26 protein-coding genes are annotated in these 20,014 nt (G+C 71.4%); 17 read left to right on the forward strand and 9 right to left on the reverse strand.

What is annotated here, in order from left to right; all coding sequences use genetic code 11:
- Window positions 1-36 precede the first annotated feature (36 nt).
- A complete protein-coding gene (locus AC0OLQ_RS27955; RefSeq protein ID WP_484528725.1) occupies window positions 37-540 on the forward strand; it encodes a SigE family RNA polymerase sigma factor in 504 nt (167 codons plus the stop codon).
- Window positions 537-1,928, forward strand: coding sequence for a hypothetical protein (locus AC0OLQ_RS27960; RefSeq protein ID WP_484528726.1), 1,392 nt, complete (start codon window positions 537-539; stop codon window positions 1,926-1,928). The genes AC0OLQ_RS27955 and AC0OLQ_RS27960 overlap by 4 nt, the downstream gene beginning before the upstream one ends.
- Here AC0OLQ_RS27960 and AC0OLQ_RS27965 read toward each other — a convergent pair.
- The 3 genes from AC0OLQ_RS27965 to AC0OLQ_RS27975 form a co-directional block, all read right to left on the reverse strand.
- Window positions 1,900-2,697, reverse strand: coding sequence for an alpha/beta fold hydrolase (locus tag AC0OLQ_RS27965; RefSeq protein ID WP_484528727.1), 798 nt, complete (start codon window positions 2,695-2,697; stop codon window positions 1,900-1,902). The two genes, AC0OLQ_RS27960 and AC0OLQ_RS27965, sit on opposite strands and share 29 nt — an antisense overlap.
- A gap of 60 nt (window positions 2,698-2,757) precedes the next feature.
- Window positions 2,758-3,243, reverse strand: coding sequence for a GNAT family N-acetyltransferase (locus tag AC0OLQ_RS27970; RefSeq protein ID WP_484528728.1), 486 nt, complete (start codon window positions 3,241-3,243; stop codon window positions 2,758-2,760).
- Window positions 3,244-3,464: 221 nt separating this feature from the next.
- Entirely contained in the window at window positions 3,465-4,946 is a 1,482-nt protein-coding gene (locus AC0OLQ_RS27975; protein WP_484528729.1) for an NCS2 family permease, read from the reverse strand.
- A 408-nt stretch (window positions 4,947-5,354) separates the two neighbouring features.
- On the opposite strand from AC0OLQ_RS27975, the gene AC0OLQ_RS27980 reads away from it, so the two are divergent.
- Window positions 5,355-5,813, forward strand: a complete 459-nt coding sequence (locus AC0OLQ_RS27980) for a hypothetical protein (RefSeq protein ID WP_484528730.1) — start codon at window positions 5,355-5,357, stop codon at window positions 5,811-5,813.
- 60 nt (window positions 5,814-5,873) lie between these two features.
- Here the strand turns inward: AC0OLQ_RS27980 and AC0OLQ_RS27985 are convergent, their stop codons facing one another.
- On the reverse strand, window positions 5,874-6,473 hold the full coding sequence (locus AC0OLQ_RS27985; RefSeq protein ID WP_484528731.1) for a helix-turn-helix domain-containing protein: 600 nt from the start codon (window positions 6,471-6,473) through the stop codon (window positions 5,874-5,876).
- Window positions 6,474-6,553: 80 nt separating this feature from the next.
- Between AC0OLQ_RS27985 and AC0OLQ_RS27990 the strand changes: the two genes are divergently transcribed.
- The 6 genes from AC0OLQ_RS27990 (at window position 6,554) to AC0OLQ_RS28015 (ending at window position 12,913) form a co-directional block, all read left to right on the forward strand.
- A complete protein-coding gene (locus AC0OLQ_RS27990; protein ID WP_484528732.1) occupies window positions 6,554-7,576 on the forward strand; it encodes an NAD(P)/FAD-dependent oxidoreductase in 1,023 nt (340 codons plus the stop codon).
- A 165-nt stretch (window positions 7,577-7,741) separates the two neighbouring features.
- Window positions 7,742-9,589 carry a glycoside hydrolase family 15 protein gene (locus tag AC0OLQ_RS27995; RefSeq protein ID WP_484528733.1) on the forward strand — a complete coding sequence of 616 codons (1,848 nt, stop codon included), beginning with the start codon at window positions 7,742-7,744 and terminating at the stop codon, window positions 9,587-9,589.
- A gap of 120 nt (window positions 9,590-9,709) precedes the next feature.
- Window positions 9,710-10,177, forward strand: a complete 468-nt coding sequence (gene msrB, locus AC0OLQ_RS28000) for a peptide-methionine (R)-S-oxide reductase MsrB (protein WP_484528734.1) — start codon at window positions 9,710-9,712, stop codon at window positions 10,175-10,177.
- Window positions 10,174-10,689 carry a peptide-methionine (S)-S-oxide reductase MsrA gene (gene msrA / locus AC0OLQ_RS28005; RefSeq protein WP_484528735.1) on the forward strand — a complete coding sequence of 172 codons (516 nt, stop codon included), beginning with the start codon at window positions 10,174-10,176 and terminating at the stop codon, window positions 10,687-10,689. The genes msrB and msrA overlap by 4 nt, the downstream gene beginning before the upstream one ends.
- Before the next feature lie 43 nt (window positions 10,690-10,732).
- Window positions 10,733-11,959, forward strand: a complete 1,227-nt coding sequence (locus AC0OLQ_RS28010) for an epoxide hydrolase family protein (protein ID WP_484528736.1) — start codon at window positions 10,733-10,735, stop codon at window positions 11,957-11,959.
- The gene (locus AC0OLQ_RS28015; protein ID WP_484528737.1) at window positions 11,960-12,913 is read left to right on the forward strand and encodes a redoxin domain-containing protein; all 954 of its coding nucleotides are present in this window, start codon (window positions 11,960-11,962) and stop codon (window positions 12,911-12,913) included.
- Window positions 12,914-12,964: 51 nt separating this feature from the next.
- On the opposite strand, the gene AC0OLQ_RS28020 is transcribed toward AC0OLQ_RS28015, so the two are convergent.
- Window positions 12,965-13,423, reverse strand: a complete 459-nt coding sequence (locus AC0OLQ_RS28020; protein ID WP_484528738.1) for an ArsI/CadI family heavy metal resistance metalloenzyme — start codon at window positions 13,421-13,423, stop codon at window positions 12,965-12,967.
- 20 nt (window positions 13,424-13,443) lie between these two features.
- Complete coding sequence (locus AC0OLQ_RS28025) at window positions 13,444-13,593, reverse strand: hypothetical protein (RefSeq protein ID WP_484528739.1); 150 nt, start codon at window positions 13,591-13,593, stop codon at window positions 13,444-13,446.
- A 78-nt stretch (window positions 13,594-13,671) separates the two neighbouring features.
- Between AC0OLQ_RS28025 and AC0OLQ_RS28030 the strand changes: the two genes are divergently transcribed.
- The 5 genes from AC0OLQ_RS28030 to AC0OLQ_RS28050 all read left to right on the forward strand — a co-directional run bounded on the left by AC0OLQ_RS28030 (window position 13,672) and on the right by AC0OLQ_RS28050 (window position 16,110).
- Window positions 13,672-14,046, forward strand: a complete 375-nt coding sequence (locus AC0OLQ_RS28030; RefSeq protein WP_484528740.1) for an ArsR/SmtB family transcription factor — start codon at window positions 13,672-13,674, stop codon at window positions 14,044-14,046.
- On the forward strand, window positions 14,043-14,774 hold the full coding sequence (locus AC0OLQ_RS28035) for an aquaporin (protein WP_484528741.1): 732 nt from the start codon (window positions 14,043-14,045) through the stop codon (window positions 14,772-14,774). Before AC0OLQ_RS28030 ends, AC0OLQ_RS28035 begins: the two co-directional genes overlap by 4 nt.
- A 64-nt stretch (window positions 14,775-14,838) precedes the next feature.
- Complete coding sequence (locus tag AC0OLQ_RS28040; RefSeq protein ID WP_484528742.1) at window positions 14,839-15,246, forward strand: arsenate reductase ArsC; 408 nt, start codon at window positions 14,839-14,841, stop codon at window positions 15,244-15,246.
- 61 nt (window positions 15,247-15,307) lie between these two features.
- Window positions 15,308-15,664 carry a hypothetical protein gene (locus tag AC0OLQ_RS28045; protein WP_484528743.1) on the forward strand — a complete coding sequence of 119 codons (357 nt, stop codon included), beginning with the start codon at window positions 15,308-15,310 and terminating at the stop codon, window positions 15,662-15,664.
- The gene (locus tag AC0OLQ_RS28050) at window positions 15,661-16,110 is read left to right on the forward strand and encodes a MerR family transcriptional regulator (RefSeq protein WP_484528744.1); all 450 of its coding nucleotides are present in this window, start codon (window positions 15,661-15,663) and stop codon (window positions 16,108-16,110) included. Before AC0OLQ_RS28045 ends, AC0OLQ_RS28050 begins: the two co-directional genes overlap by 4 nt.
- 129 nt (window positions 16,111-16,239) lie before the next feature.
- On the opposite strand, the gene AC0OLQ_RS28055 is transcribed toward AC0OLQ_RS28050, so the two are convergent.
- Complete coding sequence (locus tag AC0OLQ_RS28055) at window positions 16,240-17,175, reverse strand: LysR family transcriptional regulator (protein WP_484528745.1); 936 nt, start codon at window positions 17,173-17,175, stop codon at window positions 16,240-16,242.
- A 173-nt stretch (window positions 17,176-17,348) separates the two neighbouring features.
- Between AC0OLQ_RS28055 and AC0OLQ_RS28060 the strand changes: the two genes are divergently transcribed.
- Window positions 17,349-18,239, forward strand: a complete 891-nt coding sequence (locus AC0OLQ_RS28060; RefSeq protein ID WP_484528746.1) for a DMT family transporter — start codon at window positions 17,349-17,351, stop codon at window positions 18,237-18,239.
- A 35-nt stretch (window positions 18,240-18,274) separates the two neighbouring features.
- On the forward strand, window positions 18,275-18,427 hold the full coding sequence (locus tag AC0OLQ_RS28065; RefSeq protein ID WP_484528747.1) for a hypothetical protein: 153 nt from the start codon (window positions 18,275-18,277) through the stop codon (window positions 18,425-18,427).
- Between the two features lie 89 nt (window positions 18,428-18,516).
- Here AC0OLQ_RS28065 and AC0OLQ_RS28070 read toward each other — a convergent pair whose 3' ends face one another.
- Window positions 18,517-18,774, reverse strand: a complete 258-nt coding sequence (locus AC0OLQ_RS28070; protein WP_484528748.1) for a zinc finger domain-containing protein — start codon at window positions 18,772-18,774, stop codon at window positions 18,517-18,519.
- 104 nt (window positions 18,775-18,878) lie between these two features.
- On the opposite strand from AC0OLQ_RS28070, the gene AC0OLQ_RS28075 reads away from it, so the two are divergent.
- A complete protein-coding gene (locus AC0OLQ_RS28075) occupies window positions 18,879-19,238 on the forward strand; it encodes a hypothetical protein (RefSeq protein WP_484528749.1) in 360 nt (119 codons plus the stop codon).
- Between the two features lie 413 nt (window positions 19,239-19,651).
- Here the strand turns inward: AC0OLQ_RS28075 and AC0OLQ_RS28080 are convergent, their stop codons facing one another.
- Window positions 19,652-19,996, reverse strand: a complete 345-nt coding sequence (locus AC0OLQ_RS28080) for a nuclear transport factor 2 family protein (protein ID WP_484528750.1) — start codon at window positions 19,994-19,996, stop codon at window positions 19,652-19,654.
- Window positions 19,997-20,014: the final 18 nt, after the last annotated feature.

The following is a 20,014-nucleotide window of genomic DNA, read 5'->3' on the forward strand; positions in this document are numbered from 1 at the left end:
CGGGTGGGTCGCGTTCGTAGAGGCGAGGGGGTGGGCATGTCGGAGACGTTCCACGAGTTCGTGGTGCAGCGGTCGCCCGCGCTGTCGCGGACCGCGTACCTGCTGACCGGGGACCACCAGCACGCCGAGGACCTGTTGCAGAGCGCGCTGGCCCGGACGTACCGGCACTGGCGGCGGATCCGCGACGGGGACCCGGAGGCGTACGTGCGCCGGGTCATGTACCACCAGCAGGTCTCGTGGTGGCGCCGGCGGCGGGTGGCGGAACGGCTGGACCCGAGGCCGGTCGAGCGGGGCGGCGGCGACCACACCGAGAACACCGCGCTGCGGCTCAGCGTGGTGGCCGCGCTGCGCCGGCTCACCGCCCGGCAGCGGGCCGTGGTGGTGCTCCGCCACTACGAGGACCTGACCGAGGCGCAGGTGGCCGAGGTGCTCGGCTGCTCGGTGGGCACGGTGAAGCGGCACGGGCACGACGCCGTGCGCCGGCTCCGCGACCTCGTCCCCGACCTCATGGAGCCGACGCCGGAGAGGAGCGGGCGATGAGCGTACGGCTGCGGGAGGCGCTGCGGGAGGCGGCGGCCGAGGTGCCCGCGTACCCGGTGCACGACCGCGCGGTGCGGACCGCGCGGCGCGCCCGGCGGCGGATGGCGGCGGCGGTCGCGGCGGTCGCGGTGCTGCTGGCGCTGGTGCCGCTGACGGTGAGCGGCGGCGGGCGGCCCGGGATCGCGCCGGCCGGCGCGGACGGCCCGGCGCTGCCCGACCGGATCGGGCTGCCGGGGTTCGGCACGCTGCGCGCCACCGACCGGCCCCGGCTCGGCCCGGCGTCGGTCGTGTTCAGCGGGCAGGCGCGCGGCCTCACCGGACTGATCGACGAGGACGGCACCGTCGGCATCGTCGCCGCCGACGCGGACCGCTACCGGACCTGGAAGGTCGGCCACGAGGCGCCGGCCGGTGAGCAGGTGCTGCTCTCCCCCGACGGGCGGCGGATCGCCGTGCCGGCCGGCTCCAGTGAGCATCCAGGGATCGACCTGGTCGACCTGGTGGATGGCGCGGTACGGCGGCTGCCCAGCCCGAGGGAGGGCAGCACGCTGACCGAGCCGGCCGGCTGGACGCCGGACGGGACGGCGCTGGTGGTTCGGGACACCACACCGGCCAACCCGGAGGGCAGCGCCCATGTCAACACGCTCAGCGTGGTCCGGCTGGACACCGGCCGGGCGGTGCGGCTGCTCGAGACCGAGCAACTGCCGATCTTCGGCACCCCGGTCGCGTTCACCGCGGACGGGTCCCGGCTGGCCTTCCAGGTCGGCGACAAGGTGCTCGTGTCCAGCGCGGACGGGCGGCAGGTCTCCTCGTTCCCACTGCCGGCGGAGAGCGGGCTGGCCGGCAAGGGGGCCTGGCTGCCGGACGGCACGCTGGCCCTGGTCAGCCACGACCCGGGCAGCGACCGGTGGCGGCTGCGCCGGATGGACACCACCGGGAAGGACCTCGGCGCACCGGCGCTGCCCGCCGTCGCGGGCGTAACCACGATCCGGCTGCTCGGCTGGCAGGCGGACGGGACCGCGGTGGTGGTGGCGTACCGGCCGGAGCCGAACTCCCCGACCTCCTTCGACGGTCCACTGGCGATGGACCAGCGGACCGCGTACGGGAACGTGCGGACGGTCCGGGTGCTGGGCCTGGCCCCGGGGGCCGCCGCACCGACCACCCTGCTCACCGCCCCGGATCAGGTGCTCGCCATCGACGTGGCGGACACGGTGGTGCGCGCCGGACGGGTCCGCGCGGCTGATCCACCGGCGGGCCCGGGCGGCCGGGTCTGGTGGGCGGCCGGGGCGGCGGCGCTGGTGCTCGGCGGCCTGCTGGCCCGGCGGCTGCTCCGGCGGAGACGCGCGGCCCGGGCGGGCGGGGTCACCCGGGGGCGCGCACCTCGTGGGTGAGGAAGGGCAGCACCGCCGCCGGCAGGGCGGGTGAGCCGACGATGTCGTAGTGGGTCAGCCCGGGGAGCACGGCCAACCGCGACGCGGGCCGGTCGGTGCCGTCCCCGCCGGCGTCCCGGTGGCCGCCGCCGAGCAGCCCGAAGAACTCGGCCGCGTGGTGCACCGGGATCGAGTCGGCGTCGGCGAAGACCAGCAGCACCGGCATCGGCAGGGCGGCCACCTCGGCCGACCAGTCGTAGTCGCGGCGAAGCAGCTCACCGGTCCTGGCCCAGAGCGCCGGCCAGTCCTGCGGGCGGGGCGCGACCCGCTCGTAGCGCTCGTGCGGTGGGGTGCCGCGCATCTGCTCGGCGACCCGCTCGTCCTGGGCGGCCATCGCGGCGAGCACCTCCGGGTACCAGCCCTGCCGCCGGCATGGCGTGGAGACCAGCACCAGGCGGCGGACCAGGGCGGGGTGCTGGATCGCGGCGCGCAGGGCCACCCCGCCGCCGAGCGAGTAGCCCAGCACGTCGGCCGCCGGCAGGTCGAGGTGGCGCAGCAGCGCGGCGACGTCGTCGGCCATCGACTCGTAGCGCAGCGGCCGGTCCACGTCGGCGGTACGGCCGTGGCCCTGGAGGTCGACCGCGACGACCTGCCGGCGCGCGGCGAGTGCGGGCAGGACGGGCGCGAACATCTCCGTCGAGCCGTAGCCGCCGTGCAGCAGGACCAACGGGCGGCCGGCCCCGTGGATCTCATACCAGAGCCGCACCCCGTTGACGTCCGCGTAGCTCACACCCGTTCAACGACGGCCGGCCCGGCGGCGGGTCGCCCCACCGCCGGGCCGGTCGGTTCGTTACTCGGCGACGACGTACCGGTGCAGCGGCCCCTCGTCACTGTCGACGGTGCCGTCCCGGCGGAGGCCGGCCTTCTCCAGCACCCGCACGGACGGCACGTTGGCCGGGTCGACGGTGGCGTACACCCGGGTCACCCCCGGGAGGGTGAGGGCGTGGGCCACCAGGGCGCGGACCGCCTCGGTGATGTAGCCCCGGCACCGCCGGGACGGAACGATGCCGTAGCCGAACTCGACCGCACCGTCGGTCGGCGGCCACTTCAGCCCGATGCCGCCCACGGTGAGGCCGGTCTCCCGCTCGATGATGAGCCGGTGGCCGTGTGGCCGCTCGGGGTGACCGGCGATGATCCCGGCGATCACCCGTTCGCCGTCGGCCGGATAGTCCGCCGCCCAGTGCGGGCGCCGCTCGCCGGCGACGACGGCGGCGGCCTCATCGGCCGGCCAGGGGCGCAACACGAGACGGTCGGTGGTCAGGTCGAAAGAAGACAACGCGATTCTCCAAGGTCGTGGAGTGACCCGGGTCGCGGTCGGTCAGCGCGCGCGACCCGGAAGAGGGCATGGCAGGGGAAACTCATGGCGATCCATGGCCTCATCCCCCTGCGCCCACGACGGTCGCGTGTCCGCGCGCCGGCACTCTAACCCATGATCCGGATACGCCGCGCCCCCGTTGCCTCGGGCCAACGGGCAACGGGGGCGCAGCGGAGGACCGCTCAGCTGACGCCGGTGACGGCCTTGACCAGGTTGATGCCGAAGTAGATCACGAACGCGACGGCCACCGCCCACATCAGCGGGTGGATCTGCCGGGCCTTGCCCTGGGCCACCCGGATCGCCACCCAGCTCACGAAGCCGGCGCCGATGCCGTTGGTGATCGAGTAGGTGAACGGCATGAGGGTCATGGTCAGGAACGCCGGGACGGCGACGCCCACGTCGGTGAAGTCGATGTCCTTGACCTGGCGGATCATCAGCGCGCCGACCACCACCAGCGCCGGGCCGGCGGCCTCGCTCGGCACCAGCGACACCAGCGGGGTGAGCAGCAGCGCACCCAGGAAGAGCACGCCAGTGACCACGCTGGTCAGGCCGGTCCGCCCGCCGTCCGCGATGCCGGAGGAGGACTCGACGTACGTGGTGGCCGAGGAGGCGCTGCCGGCGCCGCCCGCGACCGCGGCGACGCCGTCCACGAAGAGCACCTTGCCCAGTCGCGGCATGTCGGTGCCGTCCTCGGTGGCCAGGTTGGCCTGCCTGGCCAGGCCGACGGTGGTGCCCATGACGTCGAAGAAGTCGGCCAGCACCAGGGTGAAGACCAGCAGCAGCGCGGTCATCACGCCGACGTGCGCGAACGCGCCGAACGACACGTTGCCGACCAGGTGCAGGTCGGGCGTCTGGAACAACGGGTCCGGCAGGGTCGGCACGTTCAGCCGCCACCCGTCCGGGTTGGGCTTGCCGTCGACGAGAGCCGGGCCGGGCTTGGCGAACGCGTTGACGATCACCGCGACGACCGTGGTGGCCACGATGCCGATCAGGACGCCGGCCTTCACCTTGCGGGCCACCAGGATGCCGGTGACCAGCAGGCCGACCAGGAAGACGACCGTGGGCCAGCCGTGCAGCGTGCCGTTGCTGCCCGAGCCGAGCTGCAGCGGCACGCCGGTGCCGGCCCGGACCAGACCGCCGTCGACGAAACCGATCAGCGCGATGAACAGGCCGATGCCGGCCGCGATGGCCGCCTTCAGCTCGGCCGGGATGGCCCGGAAGACGGCCTTCCGGAAGCCGGTCAGCACCAGCACGGTGATGATCAGACCCTCGATGACGACCAGGCCCATGGCCTCGGCCCAGCTCATCTGGGACGCGACCGCGTACGCGACGAAGGCGTTCAGGCCCAGGCCGGTGGCCACGGCGAACGGCACCCGCCCGACGATGCCCATCATGATCGTCATGACCGCGGCGACCAGGGCGGTGACCCCGGCGACCGCCGGAATACCCAGCGTGTTGCCGTCGGCGTCCGGCGCGGTGCCGATGATCAGCGGGTTGAGCACGACGATGTAGGCCATCGTCGCGAAGGTGGTGAGCCCGGCGAGCACTTCGCGCCGGACCGTCGAGCCCCGGCGGGTGATCTCGAAGAAGCGGTCGAGGCGGCTCTGCGCGGCGGGTTCCGCCGCCTCGACCGGGGCAGCAGGATCCTGCGTAGACACGCTCATGGCGCGGTCTTACTCCGTTCCGGGTTGGCCCAGCTGGTCGCGCCGGCCGGGCAGTGGGGGTGCAGCCGTCCCGTTTCGGTTGGCCCGGAGAACGTCGGGGCGGCTGGGCTTCACGGGTCCCGTGAAGCACTACGAAGCCGCACCCCGGTCAGGGGAAGCGACTTCGCGAAGCCCACCTTAACCGCCGGGTAACGGCAGATGACCTGCCCCTGCGCGGGGAGCCGGCGCGGTGGTGGGCAAGGTCACGCCCGGGCCCGGTGCCGGGCGATCCATTCGGCGTTGAGCGCGTCGGCCTGCCGCGCGTGCCGGGGCCGGACCAGCACGCGTCGGGCAACCCGATACCGGTCCCGCGGCGAGCGGGGCCCGCGCGGGGCGGCGAGCGGAGCCGGACACCGGGAGGATGCCGGGGTGGAGAGCGAGCCGCTGTTTCGGGAGCCGAAGACCGCCGTCGGGAGGATGCTGCGGGCCGTGGCCCGGCGCGACAACCCCGCGTTCGAGTACTGGCGGGCCCGGGTGAAGCTGGCAGAGGACGAGCGGGAACGCCTCTACCCCCTGCTCTACGAGGTGTTCCGTGCCGCCGTCGAACTGCGGTTCGCCGGCGACGAGGCGCCGGAACGGATCTCGGCGTTCCTCCGGCAGCCCCGGCTGTTGCTCTGGCCCGACCAGGGCTTCGCCGTTGACAGGGCCGAGGCGCTGATCCGGTCGGCGCTCGGCGAACCGGGGCTGGTGTCCGGATTCACCACCGAGGATGTGGTGGTCATCCGGATGCAGACGCTGACCTACCTGGTCGAGGACATGGCACTGGACGAGCCGCAGTTGGACGCAATGATCGGCCGGTCGGAGCGGTGGGTGGCCGCGAATCCCTAGCCGCGGCAGAACCATTCGGGCGGGCCAGCACGTGTCGCGCGCCGCTGACCGCCGCGGCGGTCAGCCGGGGTCGGCGTCGCGGAGGCGGGGACGGGCCCGCAGGTGAGCGCGTTCGCCCTGGGCGCCGAAGAGGCTGAGGAACTCGACCGCCTCACCGTCGGCGGGGCCGAACCAGTGCGGCACCCGGGTGTCGAACTCGGCCGCCTCGCCGGGCGCGAGCACCAGGTCGTGCTCGCCGAGGACCAGCCGCAGCCGCCCGTTGAGCACGTAGACCCACTCGTACCCCTCGTGGGTCTGCGGGTCGGGCTCGGCGGGCCGGGCGCCGGCCGGGAGGACCAGCTTGTACGCCTGGATGCCGCCGGCCCGGCGGGTGAGCGGCAGCATGGTCATGCCGTGCCGGGTGACCGGCCGCAGGTGGATGCGCGGGTCGCCGGTGGGCGGGGCGCCGACCAGTTCGTCGAGCGTCACGCCGTGCGCCCGGGCCAGCGGCAGCAGCAGTTCCAGGGTGGCGCGGCGGCTGCCGGACTCCAGCCGGGACAGGGTGCTCACCGAGATGCCGGTGGCGGCCGACAGGTCAGCCAGGGTGGTCTCGCGCTCGCGGCGCAGCGCGCGCAGCCGGGGGCCGACCGCGTCGAGCGCCCGGTCGAGGTCGTCGTCCATCCCCCTAGTTTGCCAGATCGGCAACGAAGTTTGCGGGTGCGGCCATCATCGCCGCATGGTTGCCGCGGGAGGTGGTCAGAATGACCGAGCTGCGGGAAGACGGCTACGAGGTGGTGGTGATCGGCGGCGGCGCCGCCGGGTTGAGCGGGGCGCTGATGCTGGCCCGGGCGCGCCGGTCGGTCCTGGTGATCGACAGGGGCAACCCGCGCAACGCCCCGGCCGAGGGGGTGCACGGGCTGCTGGCCCGCGACGGCATGCCCCCGGCCGAGCTGCTGGCGCGCGGCCGGGACGAGGTCCGCCGGTACGGCGGGCACCTGCTGGCCGGCGAGGTCGGCACGGTGGCCCGCGACGGGGAGGGCTTCGCGCTGGCGCTGGCCGACGGCCGCCGGGTCCGGGCCGGCCGGCTGCTGGTGGCCAGCGGCCTGGTCGACGAGCTGCCGGAGCTGCCCGGGCTGCGCGACCGGTGGGGTCGCGACGTGGTGCACTGCCCGTACTGCCATGGGTGGGAGGTGCGCGACCGGCCTATCGGGGTGCTCGCCACCGGGCCGATGTCGGTGCACCAGGCACTGCTGTTCCGGCAGTGGAGCGACGACGTGGTCTTCCTCCGCCACACCGCGCCGCCGCTCACCGACGAGCAGGCGGAACAGCTGGCGGCCCGGGGCGTCACCGTGGTCGAGGGCGAGGTCGCGTCGGTGGAGGTCGTCGAGGACCGGCTGGTCGGGGTACGCCTGCGCGACGGCCGGCTGGTCGCGCGCGAGGTGCTGGCCGTCGCCTCCCGGATGGTGGCGCGGGCCGGGTTCCTGGCGGCGCTCGGGTTGCCGGCGGTGGCGCACCCGGCCGGGGTCGGCGAGCACGTCCCCGCCGACCTGATGGGGCGTACCGAGGTGCCCGGGGTCTGGGTCGCGGGCAATGTCACCGACCCGGCCGCCCAGGTCGGCGCGGCAGCGGCGGCGGGCGCCGTGGCGGCGGCCGCCATCAACGGCGACCTGATCGCCGAGGAGACCCGCCGGGCGGTCGAGGCGCGGCGGCGGGACGCGTTCTCGGCGGAGTCCGAGGCGCGGGTGGCCGAACTGGTGGCGGGCGACCGCCGCCACGGTCTCTGAGCCGGGGCACGGAGTTCGACCGCGACGCGCGACCGGTGGGTTACCCCGGTCGCGCGTCGCGCCCCAATGACCACGCGGAGGGGTGGCATTCACGAATAAGACTTACCCGGACATTATTCCCCTTTAGGTTACTGCGGAGGGGCGTAGTGGAGACCGGGGGGCGACGTGGACGGGTATCGGCCGATCGAGGATCACGGGCTGATCGGTGATCTCCAGACCGCCGCCCTGGTGACCTGCGACGGAACGATCGACTGGTTCTGCGCGCCGCGCTTCGACTCCCCCAGCATTTTCGCCAGCATCCTGGACCAGGAGCGCGGCGGCTTCTTCCGCATCGCCCCGGACCAGACGACCTACGTCACCAAGCAGCTCTACCTGCCCGGCACTCCGATCCTGATCACGCGGTTCATCAGCGCCGACGGGGTCGCCGAGGTCCAGGACTTCATGCCGGTCACCGGCGAGAAGGCCACCGACGTGCACCGCCTGGTGCGCATGGTCACGATGGTCCGGGGCAGCATGCGGTTCCGGCTGGAGTGCCGGCCCCGGTTCGACTACGCGCGCGAGCGGCCCCGCCTGGAGCGGCACCCCAACGGGTACGTCTTCCGCGGCTCGTCCGCGGAGATCACCTTCAACCCGGTCCAGCCGGTACGCCGGCTGATCGCCGAGGAGGACATCCACCTGGAGGAAGGGGACCTGATCGGGTTCGGCACCCTCAACCAGGGCGACGTCGGTGGGGTGGTGCTGGAGACCAACTCCGGCCTGGAACCCCGGGTCGTGCCGCTCGAAGAGGTGCAGGGGATGTTCGAGTGGACCCGCGACTACTGGCGACGGTGGGTCGAGCGCTCCCGGTACACCGGACGGTGGCGCGAGATGGTCGAGCGGTCCGCCATCACCTTGAAGCTGATGACCTACGCGCCGACGGGCGCCATGATCGCCGCCCCGACGGCCGCGCTGCCCGAACTGGTCGGCGGCACCCGCAACTGGGACTACCGCTACACCTGGGTCCGGGACACCTCCTTCTCGGTGCACGCGCTGCTCGGCCTCGGTTTCACCGAGGAGGTCAGCCGGTACATGGACTGGCTCGACGAACGGATCCGCGAGGCGGGCGACCACCAGGCCCCGCTGAAGATCATGTACCGGGTCGACGGCTCGTCGGACCTGCACGAGGAGGTGCTCGACCACCTGGAGGGCTACCGCGGCTCAAGCCCCGTCCGGATCGGCAACGGCGCAGCCGACCAGCTCCAGCTCGACATCCACGGCGAGGCGCTGTACGCCATGCACCTCGCCGACGAACAGGGCATCCGGGTTTCCCACCAGGTGTGGAAGAGCACCGTCCGGCTCGTCGACTGGCTGTGCCACAACTGGGACCAGCCCGACGCCGGCATCTGGGAGAGCCGCCACCACCCCCGGGACTACACCTTCGGCCGGGTGATGTCCTGGGTGGCCCTGGACCGGGCCATCCGGCTCGCCGCCCGGACCGGGCGGCCCGGGGACATCAGCTGCTGGACCGCCCAGCGGAACATGATCTACGACCAGGTCATGGCGCGCGGCTACCACCGGGGCCGCGGGTCCTTCGTCCAGGCGTACGGCGAGAACGTCCTGGACGCCGCGCTGCTCGCCATGCCGGCCGTCGGCTTCGTGACGCCGTCGGATCCGATGTGGTGCCGCACCCTGGAGGCCATCGAACGGGAGCTGGTCTCCGACAGCCTGGTCCACCGGTACGACCCGGTCCACTCCCCCGACGGGCTCCCCGGCCACGAGGGCACCTTCAACATGTGCACCTTCTGGTACGTCGAGGCGCTGGCCCGCTCCGGCCGCCTCGACGACGCCCGGCTCACCTTCGAGAAGATGTTCACCTTCAGCAACCACCTCGGCCTCTACGCCGAGGAGATCGCGGCGACGGGTGAGCAGATCGGCAACTACCCGCAGGCGTTCAGCCACCTCTCGCTGATCAACACGGCCCTGGCCCTCGACAAGCTGCTGGAGATCGAGGCCGAGGGCCGGCGGAGACAATGACTCCTCCGTCACCCGGGCCCAGGGTTAGCCGACGGCAGGAGGGGTAGCCAGTCGCGCTGCGTGTGCAGCCCGGCTGAACCGGCCTTCCTTGCCGACGACCCCTTGCCGAAAGGAACGACGGTGCCCCACGAGTATCGAAAGAACCCGGAGGCAGTTTCCCGGTTGTCGCCCGAGCAGTACCGGGTCACCCAGGAGGGTGGGACCGAGCCCGCCTTCGACAACGCCTACTGGAACAGCAAGGAGCCGGGCATCTACGTCGATGTCGTGTCCGGCGAACCACTGTTCGCCTCCGTCGACAAGTACGACAGCGGCACCGGCTGGCCCTCCTTCACCAAGCCGATCGAGCGGAAGAACGTGGTCGAGGTGCGGGACTCCACCCTCGGCATGGTCCGCACCGAGGTCCGGTCGGCGCACGGCGACAGCCACCTGGGGCACGTCTTCGACGACGGTCCGGTGGCGACCGGCGGCCTGCGCTACTGCCTGAACTCCGCCGCGCTCCGGTTCATCCCGTTCGACGACCTGGAACGGGAAGGGTACGGCGAGTACCGCGCACTGTTCGAGCACCCGGACGGGGGGCGAAGCCAATGAGCGACACGACTGAGAAGGCGATCCTGGCCGGCGGCTGCTTCTGGGGCATGCAGGACCTCATCCGGAAACGCCCCGGCGTGGTCAGCACCAGGGTCGGATACACCGGCGGGGACGTGCCGAACGCGACGTACCGGAACCACGAGGGCCACGCCGAGGCGATCGAGATCGTCTACGACCCCGCCAAGCTCTCGTACCGGGACCTCCTCGAGTTCTTCTTCCAGGTCCACGACCCCACCACGAAGAACCGTCAGGGCGGCGATGTCGGGACGAGCTACCGGTCCGCCATCTTCTATGAGAACGACCAACAGCGGCAGGTCGCCGAGGACACGATCGCCGACGTCGACGCCTCGGGCCTCTGGCCCGGCAAGGTCGTCACCGAGGTCACGCAGGCCGGCCCCTTCTGGGAGGCCGAGCCGGAACACCAGGACTACCTGGAGAAGCATCCCGGCGGTTACACCTGCCACTTCGTCCGGCCCGACTGGAAGCTTCCCCGGCGCGGCGAGAAGAGCTGACCGCACGCCTGCCGACGCCAATTCTGTGGAAAAGGAGGCCCACGTGGCCGTCAAGACCCAGACGCTCGCACGCGCCACCGACATCCGGCCGTTCACGGTGGAGATCCCCGAGGCGGACCTCAAGGCGCTGCGAGAGCGCATCGCGGCCACCCGATGGCCCGAGAAGCAGACGGTCAACGACCAGTCGCAGGGCGTGCCGCTCGAGACGAGCCAGGCGCTCGCCCAGTACTGGCAGAAGGAGTACGACTGGCGCAAGGTCGAGGCGAGGTTGAACTCCCTGCCGAACTTCATCACCGAGATCGACGGGCTGGACATCCACTTCATCCACGTCCGGTCCAAGCACGAGGACGCGCTGCCGCTCATCGTCACGCACGGCTGGCCCGGCTCGATCATCGAGCAGCTGAAAATCATCGGGCCGGTGACCGATCCCACGGCACACGGCGGGTCCGCGTCGGACGCTTTCCACCTGGTGATCCCGTCGATGCCCGGCTACGGCTTCTCCGGCAAGCCGACCGAACCCGGATGGGGGCCGGAGCACGTCGCGACCGCCTGGACCGAGCTGATGAAGCGCCTCGGCTACACCCGGTTCGTCGCCCAGGGCGGCGACTGGGGCGCACTGATCACCAACCTCATGGGTGTGCAGGCGCCGCCGGAACTGGCCGGCATCCACACCAACATGCCGAGCGCGGTTCCGCCCGAGATCGACGCGCTGACCCAGTCGGACATCACCGGAGCGAACAAGGCTCTCGACAAGCTCCCGGCCAACCTCTCCGACGAGGAGAGGCGGGCGTGCGAGCAGCTGGACTTCTTCTGGAAGCACTCCGCCTACGCCCTGATCATGGCCACCCGCCCCGAGACGCTGATCGGCTTCTCCGACTCGCCCATCGCGCTGGCCAGCTTCATGTGCGACCACGACGCGGCCAGCCTGGAACTGGTCTGCCGGGCCTTCGCCGGGAACCCGGGCGGCATCACCCGCGACGACATCCTCGACAACATCACGCTCTTCTGGCTGACCAACACGGGAGTCTCCGCCGCCCGCATCTACTGGGAGAACAAGCTCTCCTTCTTCTCCGCCAAGAACGTCACCGTGCCGGCGGCGGTCAGCGTCTTCCCCGACGAGCTCTACGAGACCCCGCGGAGTTGGGCCGAGCAGGCCTATCCCAACCTCATCCACTACAACAAGCTCGACCGGGGCGGGCACTTCGCGGCCTGGGAGCAGCCGCAACTGCTGTGCGACGAGCTTCGCACCGCCTTCCGGTCGCTGCGCTAGATGGCCGTCTCCGAGCGGCTGCGCATGCCCGCGCTCGACGGGACGACCGAGTGGCTCAACTCCGGGCCGCTCGGTCGCGCCGAGCTGCGCGGCCGCCCCGTCCTGGTGAACTTCTGGACGCTCACGTGCATCAACTGGCTGCGCCAGGAGCCGTACGTCCGGGCCTGGGCGCGGGCCTACCGGGACGACGGGTTGGTCGTCATCGGTGTGCACACGCCGGAGTTCTCGTTCGAGCACGACATCGACGGGGTGCGCCAGGCGGTCGGGACGCGCGACATCGACTACCCGGTCGCGGTCGACAACGACTACGAGGTCTGGAACGCCTTCGACAACCACTACTGGCCGGCGCTCTACTTCGTCGACGCGGACGGCGTCATCCGCGACCAGCACTTCGGCGAGGGACGCTACGAGAAGTCGGAACGCGTCATCCAGCGGCTGCTCGGTGTCGAACGCGACCTCGTCCCGGTGGACGGGCTCGGTGTGGAGGCCAACGCCGACTGGGACCACCTGCGTACGCCCGAGACGTATCTCGGTTACGGCCAGTCCGAGCACTTCGCGTCACCGGACGCCGCCACGTACGACGCCCCCGGCGCCTACGAACTCCCCGAGAACCTGCCCGCCGACCACTGGGCGCTCGCCGGCGAGTGGACGATCGGCGCGGAGAAGATCGTGCTCGACCGGGCCGGCGGCACCCTCGCCTTCCGGTTCCTTGCGCGCGACGCGCATCTCGTGCTGTCGCCCGGGGGGCGGGAGCCGATCCCCTTCCGCCTGCTCCTCGACGGGGCGCCGCCGGGCCCGTCACACGGCGTCGACGTCGACGAGGACGGCAACGGCCTGCTCCGGGAGGGCCGCCTGTACCAGCTGGTCCGCCAGCGGGACACGGTCCGCGAACGGACCCTGGAGATCACGTTCCTCGAGCCGGGCGCCGAGGCGTACGTGTTCACCTTCGGGTAGCCGAGGTGCGCGCCCGATCGGTCGGCCCGCCGGGCGCGCACGTCCCCCGGCTCAGCAGCAGCTCGACGCGGCCCCGCTGGTGACCGGCTCCCGATCGGTCGCCGGCGTGCAGCAGGCGGCGTCGGTGGCCTTCTCCAGCTGAGCGGAGTCGGCCTTGACGGTGTAGACCTCCCAGGGCTCGTTGCCGGGGCCGCGTACCCAGACCTTGTCCTGGAGGGCGTAGCAGCACTCGGTGTTGTTCTCCTCCAGCGTGACGAGGCCGGCGTCGGTGAGGCGGCGGGTGGCGGCCGCGACCTCGTCGGTGCTGAACACCTCGACGCCCAGATGGTCCAGGACGGTGGGCTGGTCGGCCTCGCCTTCGAGCAGCACGAGCTTCAGCGGAGGGTTCTCGACGGCGAAGTTGGCGTAGCCGGGGCGGCGCTTGGCCGGTTCGACGCCGAACAGCTTCGAGTAGAAGGCCACCGAGCCTTCGAGGTCGGACACGCGCAGGGCGAGCTGGACACGGGACATGATCATTCCTCCTGACGGATTCAGCGGACGTGGTAGGTGAGAGCGGCGGTGCGGCTGCGCTCGTAGCGGGATTCAGCACGGCAAGCGGCGGTGCAGACCTGGCCGCAGGGCTCGCAGAACGTGACGCCGTGGCCATGGGCGCTGCGGCGCTGACGGAAGAGCTTGATCATCACTTTGATCCTTGCCTAGATGTTTTTCGAAGCAGCACCTACGTTGCACCCTGTTTTGAAATCTGTCAAGCTAGAGTTATGTCGAAACAAGAGCTGCCGGTGGTGGACCTCAACGCGGTCGCCTGCTGCTCCCCGATCGCCGTCCGCCCCATGGACGCCGAGCAGGCGGGCCTGGTCGCGCCGATGTTCAAGGCCCTGGGCGACCCGGTCCGGCTGCGGCTGATGTCGATGATCGCGTCGGTGCCGGAGATCTGCGTCTGCGACCTGACCCCGGCGTTCGACCTGTCAGGGCCGACCATCTCCCACCACCTCAAGGTGCTGCGCGAGGCCGGCCTGGTCGACTCCGACCGTCGGGGCACCTGGGTCTGGTACCGGGTGAAGCCGGAGGCGTTCCGGCAGCTCGGCGCGCTGCTGGAGATCTCCGCCGCCCCGGCCACCGGCAGCGCCGCGTGAGCCTCGCCCTGCCTCGGCGGGCGTCGGCGGAGTTCGCCGGCACCGCCCTGCTGGTCGCCGCCGTGGTCGGCTCCGGGATCGCCGCCGCCCGGCTCTCCCCCGGCGACGTCGGGCTCCAGCTCCTGGAGAACGCGATCGCCACCGCCCTGGCTCTCGGGGCGCTGATCCTGACGTTCGGCCCGGTGTCCGGCGCGCACTTCAATCCGGTCGTCTCCGCCGTCGACTGGTGGCTCGGCCGCCGCGCCGGCACCGGCCTGACCGGCCGCGACCTCGCCGCCTACACGCTCGCCCAGGTCGCCGGCGCCATCGCGGGAGCGGTCCTGGCCGACCTGATGTTCGGGCTGCCCGCCGTGACCTGGTCCGGCACGGACCGCACGGGGAGTCACCTGTGGCTCGCCGAGGTCGTCGCCACCGCCGGCCTGACCGTGCTGGTCTTCGCCCTCGCCCGCTCCGGCCGCACCGCCGCCGCCCCGGCCGCCGTGGGCGCCTACATCGGCGCGGCGTACTGGTTCACCTCGTCCACGTCCTTCGCCAATCCGGCCGTCACCATCGGCCGGGCCTTCACCGACACCTTCGCCGGCATCGCCCCCGCCTCGGTGCCCGGCTTCGTCGCCGCCCAGCTCGTCGGCGGCCTGGTCGCCGTCGCCGCCCTCGCCGTCTGGTACCCCGGCGCCGCCGACTCCGCCGACGCCGTGGTCGTGCCGCACCTCGCCGAGGAGAACCGATGACGGGACCAGCCAGCACCCGGACCATCCGCCGCACCCCCACCATCAACTGACAGGAAGATCCGCGATGAGCGACAAGCCGACCGTCCTGTTCGTCTGCGTCCACAACGCCGGCCGCTCCCAGATGGCCGCCGGCTGGCTGCGCCACCTCGCCGGCGACACCGTCGAGGTCCGCTCCGCCGGCAGCGAACCCGCCGACCAGATCAACCCCGTCGCCGTCGAAGCCATGCGCGAGGTCGGCATCGACATCACGGGGCAGACCCCGGCCCGGCTCACCTGGGACACCGCCGAAACCAGCGACGTCATCATCACCATGGGCTGCGGCGACGCCTGCCCCGTCTTCCCCGGCAAGCGCTACGAGGACTGGAAGCTCACCGACCCCGCCGGGCAACCCGTCGACGTCGTACGCCAGGTCCGGGACGACATCCGCGCCCGGGTCGGGCACCTCGTCGACCAGCTCCGCCCACACCTCTGAGCAGCTCGACCGCACCCGGAGCTTGCATCCGATACCTAGGTACAGGCTTAGCGTCCTTGATATGAGCGACGAACACATCACGACCGACAGCGCCTGGGTGCCGGATGCCTGCACCTTGCCGACAGCGGAACGACCGCTGCGCCTCGCCGAATTCGATCAATTCTTTCGCGACGCGGTGCGGGGCGTCGATCGGTTGTCGCCGCACCACCTGCGGTTGCACCTTGCCGGTGCTGCGCAGGTTGAGGAGACGGCGCGGGACCTGACGGCCCGTGAGTCGTCCTGCTGCTCGTTCTTCGCTTTCGACCTTTCCCGGTCGGGGCCGAATGCGCTGACGTTGGAGGTGCGGGTACCGGCGGCACACGTCGACGTGCTCGACGGCCTCGCCGAGCGCGCCGCGTCAGCTCGGGACCAGCGATGACCGCAGCAGAGCTGCGCAGCGGCCAGCTCGCCGACGCGGCCGGCGTGAACCTGCAGACCCTGCGCTACTACGAGCGACGCGGCCTGCTCGCCGCTCCGCAGCGGTCCCCGGGCGGGCACCGGCTCTACCCGGCCGAGTCGGTCACCCTGCTGCGAGTGATCAAGACCGCGCAACGCCTCGGTTTCACCCTCAACGAGGTCGCCGACCTGCTCGACACCGGCCGACACCGGCACGGCAGCCGAGCAGACACCGGCCTACCGGCACGGGTCAGAGAGAAGCTGGTCGAGGTGGAACAGAAGCTGGCCGACCTGACCGTCATCCGTGACACCCTGCGCGCCGCCATCTCCGCCGGCTGCGACGATCTCGTCGCCTGCGCCGGCAGTTCCTGCTGCCCCCTGCCGTTCGCCGAACTCGCCGAGGGGAACGACCGTCCCGGGCAGTGCTGACCGGCAGCGCCGCCTGCTCCTGCGGCCAGCGGCCTGGACGCTTCGATCAAGAGGTGGGCGGCGCCCACCAGTCGATCCGCAGATCGTCAATGCGGCCGCGCCCCGGCGTCCCTGCCCGGAGGAGGATCTCTACGTGGTTGGCGAGGCATCTCGGTTGATCATGCGTGCCTGATCGGTCACGGCTTCCAGGAGGGTGGTCAGGGCGGGAGCCGGTGGGGTGTCCCGGGTGACCACGACCAGACGGCGCCGGAGGGCGGCTTCGGCAACGTCACGGACCGCGAGAGCGGGATCGTCGTCCGGCAGGGCCAAGGCCGGCATTAGCGCGACGGCCGCCGCGACGCGGACGAGCTCCAGTTGTACGTCGGCGTCGCTGGAGCGGTGCCGTAGGTCGGGTTCGTAGCCGCCGAGGGACCGGCAGGTTCCGACCACCATGACGTGATGGCCGGTGCCCTCGTCGGAGGCCGCCCAGACGTCAGATCGCAGCATGGCGATCGCAACGGGCCCGCCCGGTTCGGCGAGCGGATGTGCTGCCGGCAGCACCACCTTCAGCGGTTCCTCGTGCAGGACCGCGAAGCGGAGCCCTGCCGGCCTGGGCCGGGGGTGGCCGTCGTACTCGTCGCCGATCACCAGGTCGACCGCGCCCAGCCGCAGGCCTGGTAGTGCCTGTTCGAGTTCGAGTTCGAAGATCTCCACGCGTACCTGTGGGTGGTCGGCCATCAGGCGGGCCACGGCGGGCACCAGCAGGCGGCGAGCCGCCGATTGCAGGCCGCCGGCTCGCACGGTGCCCCGGATGTCGCCGCTCAGGGCCGCCAAGTCCGCTTCTGCCGCCTCGGCCGCCGACAGCAGCACGCGCGCGTGCTGGGCCAGTAGTCGCCCGGCGTCGGTGAGCCGCACGCCGCGTCCGGCCTTCTCGAACAACCGGGTACCGGCCTCCCGCTCCAAGAGGGCCAACTGCTGGGAGACCGTCGACGGGCTGTAGCCCAGAGCGGCGGCGACCGCTCCCAGGGTGCCCCGCTCCTCGAACTCCCGGAGGAAGCGGAGGCGGCGGAGATCCCAGGCGACCATACGGAAATCCTAATGAGTCATCTCCACCAATCATCGCTGGACCTGATGAGTTGGGTGATCGATGCTCGACGCATGGGTCCGGCACTGTGTCTTGTCTCCGCGGCGTGCTTCGGCGCAATGGCGATCTTCGGCAAGCTCGCCTACGACGCGGGTGTCTCACCGCACTGCTGCTCGTGCGCTTCAGCCTGGCGGCCGCGCTGCTGGGGACGGTCCTGCTCCTGCGGCCGGGCCTACGAGCGGAACCGGGTCCACAGCAAGGCGCACCGGCCGGGCTCGGCCGGGTGCTGGCCATCGCCATCGGGTTGGGCGCGGTCGGGTACGCGGCTCAGGCGAGCCTGTTCTTCTCGGCCCTGCAACTGATGGACGCCTCGCTGTTGTCCCTGATCCTCTACACCTACCCGGTCCTGGTCACCGTGGCGGCGGTGCTGCTGGGCCGGGACCGGCTGACACCAGGGCGATCCGCCGCGCTGCTGGCCGCGTCGGGCGGGACGCTGCTGGTCCTGCTCGGCGCCGGCGGGCTGAGCTTCCACCCGCTCGGGGCGCTGCTGGCCTTCGGTGCCGCGATCACCTACACCGTCTACATCCTCGTCGCCGACACCGTCGTGCACCGGCTGCCGCCCTTGGTGCTGTCCGCGCTGGTGATGACCGGGGCCGCGGGCACCCTCGGCGCACGCGCCGTGTTCACCGGCGGGGTCGACCTCGGCTTCCGGTCGTCGGGATGGTTCTGGCTGGCCTGCATCGCCGTGGTCTCCACCGTCCTGGCGATGCTCACCTTCTTCGCCGGCCTGAAACGGACCGGCCCGTCGACCGCCGCCATCATGTCGACCTTCGAACCGGTGGTCGCCACCGCACTGGCCGCACTCGCCCTCGGCGAAACCATGACCCCGGCGCAGCTCGCCGGTGGAGTCCTGGTGCTGTCCTCCGTCGCCGTCCTCCAGGTCCGACCGGCCAGGACCGGACAGCAGGACCAGGGCCCACGGCCCGACCACCCCGACCGCACCGCGCACGAGGCGCTGGCCCCGGCACGCGACGGACTCGGCGAACCGACGGCGGCGGCGCCGTAGGGCGGGTCGGGCGCGACTGTCGACAGGGGGAAGCAGTGCAGGACGTGGTCGTCAAGATCGTTGTTGCCCCGCTGCGGATCGGGGGCGCCACCATGGCGCGGCGGCGCTGGGGCGACCAGATGGGCGGTTGGCTGGTGGCGCTGCCACTGACATCCCGACCCGCCGCACGATGGTGGCCACCGGGGTGACGTTCGCGATCACTGCGGCCGCACCGGTCATCGGCCCACTGCTGGCCGGAGCAGGCTCACTAGTTGGTGGCCGGATTCTTCCGTCGTCCTTACTCCCTCAGCCGCTCTGGATGCACACCGCCGACCATGTCGTGCCCCGGCACCTTGATGCACTGCGCGCCCGGCTCGGCCCCGCACACCGGGCACGGCCGCCACTCCTCGATCGGACCCGGATCGTGTCCTAGCTCTCGAGCCATGCGGCTGATCTCCTCCGCCGCCCGGTGCAGGTCGTCGTCGCGATACCGAGTAGCAGCCCGGTGGACCGCACGCACCGCATTCTTTGCACGCTCCTCCTTGGGCTCGGGCATGGCAGCGTCGTTCCCGGGAGGCACCACCTGAAACCGAACTACCTGCCGGGTGTACGCCGGAGGCGATCAGGGGGAATCCACGGAGCATTGTCCTGTCTCTGCTGATGGAGGTGGACGTCCCGCCGGCCATCCAGCCAGACGTGCTCGTTCCGCACATCGTCCCGATCATGGCCAACCAGTCGCTGGCGCCGGCCCGCTTCGACGAAGTGATCTCGGTCGCCCTATCATGTGCGGGTGAACACGGGGCGCACGTCGCCACTGTCTCGATCGGACTGATCGTCGCCGTACTCTGCGTGTGCGGAGGCATAGTCGCCTGCACCGGCTTGTGGTACTTCGGCATCGGCTGCGGCACCGAACGCCCCGCGAACATCACGGCGGCCGACCTTGCCGGCTCCTACGTCTCACCGAAGACGGCGGCCGGTTGGAGTTGCAACCGAACGGAATGCTCACCGCCAGCGCACTGAACAACTCCGCAGGCTTCGAGTTACTCCCACCGTTGTCCGGGCCCGGCAGCTGGGAACTCCGAGCCGCGGACGATGCCCGTGGGGATATCGGGCTGTCCTTTGACTCCCCGCCCGGCTACAAGGCGGCTACAGCACCTACCTCGACGTCTCCGGCAGCCGAGGCGATCCCTGGCTCTACTGGTACGTCAACGATCCCGACGAATGCAACCTCTACCGATTCGACCGGGCCTGACAAAATCCAAACAGCGGTCGGTTATCACTTCGGTGTGAAAGAACGATCAGCCGTCGATGAGCTGCGCGAGCCGGGGTGAGCTGCGCGAACGGTCCGCCAATGTCCATGGACGTCCGGGCTTGCTCGCGTCCGTCGTCACCCGGTTGGTCACCCATGCCGAGCGTCAGGCGTGGCAGCGGAACTAGGACTTCGTCTGCGGCTTGGCTGAAAGGCCCCATAGCTCAACGATGCGATCGTTCTCGAAGGTGAACATCTCCAGCATTGTTGCCGTCGAGCCATCGGCGAAGCCGACCATCTCGGTCCGAGTTGCCACGCGTTGGTGGTCCGCGACTAGATCATTGAGGGTTACCTGCAGGCCGGGATGTTGGTCCCACATACGTTGCCAGGCCCGCTGCACACACTCCCAGCCGCTGGCCTTCAAGGGATGGCTGTAGAAGTCGCTGGCGAAGATGTCTTTGGCGGCCACCGCGTCCCGGCGGTTGAAAGCTTCGTACATACGCTCTGCGACCCGGCGTCCTTGATCCACAAGGCGAGTATGCCCCCA

The sequence above is a fragment of the Micromonospora sp. Utrum1 genome, from assembly GCF_057197805.1.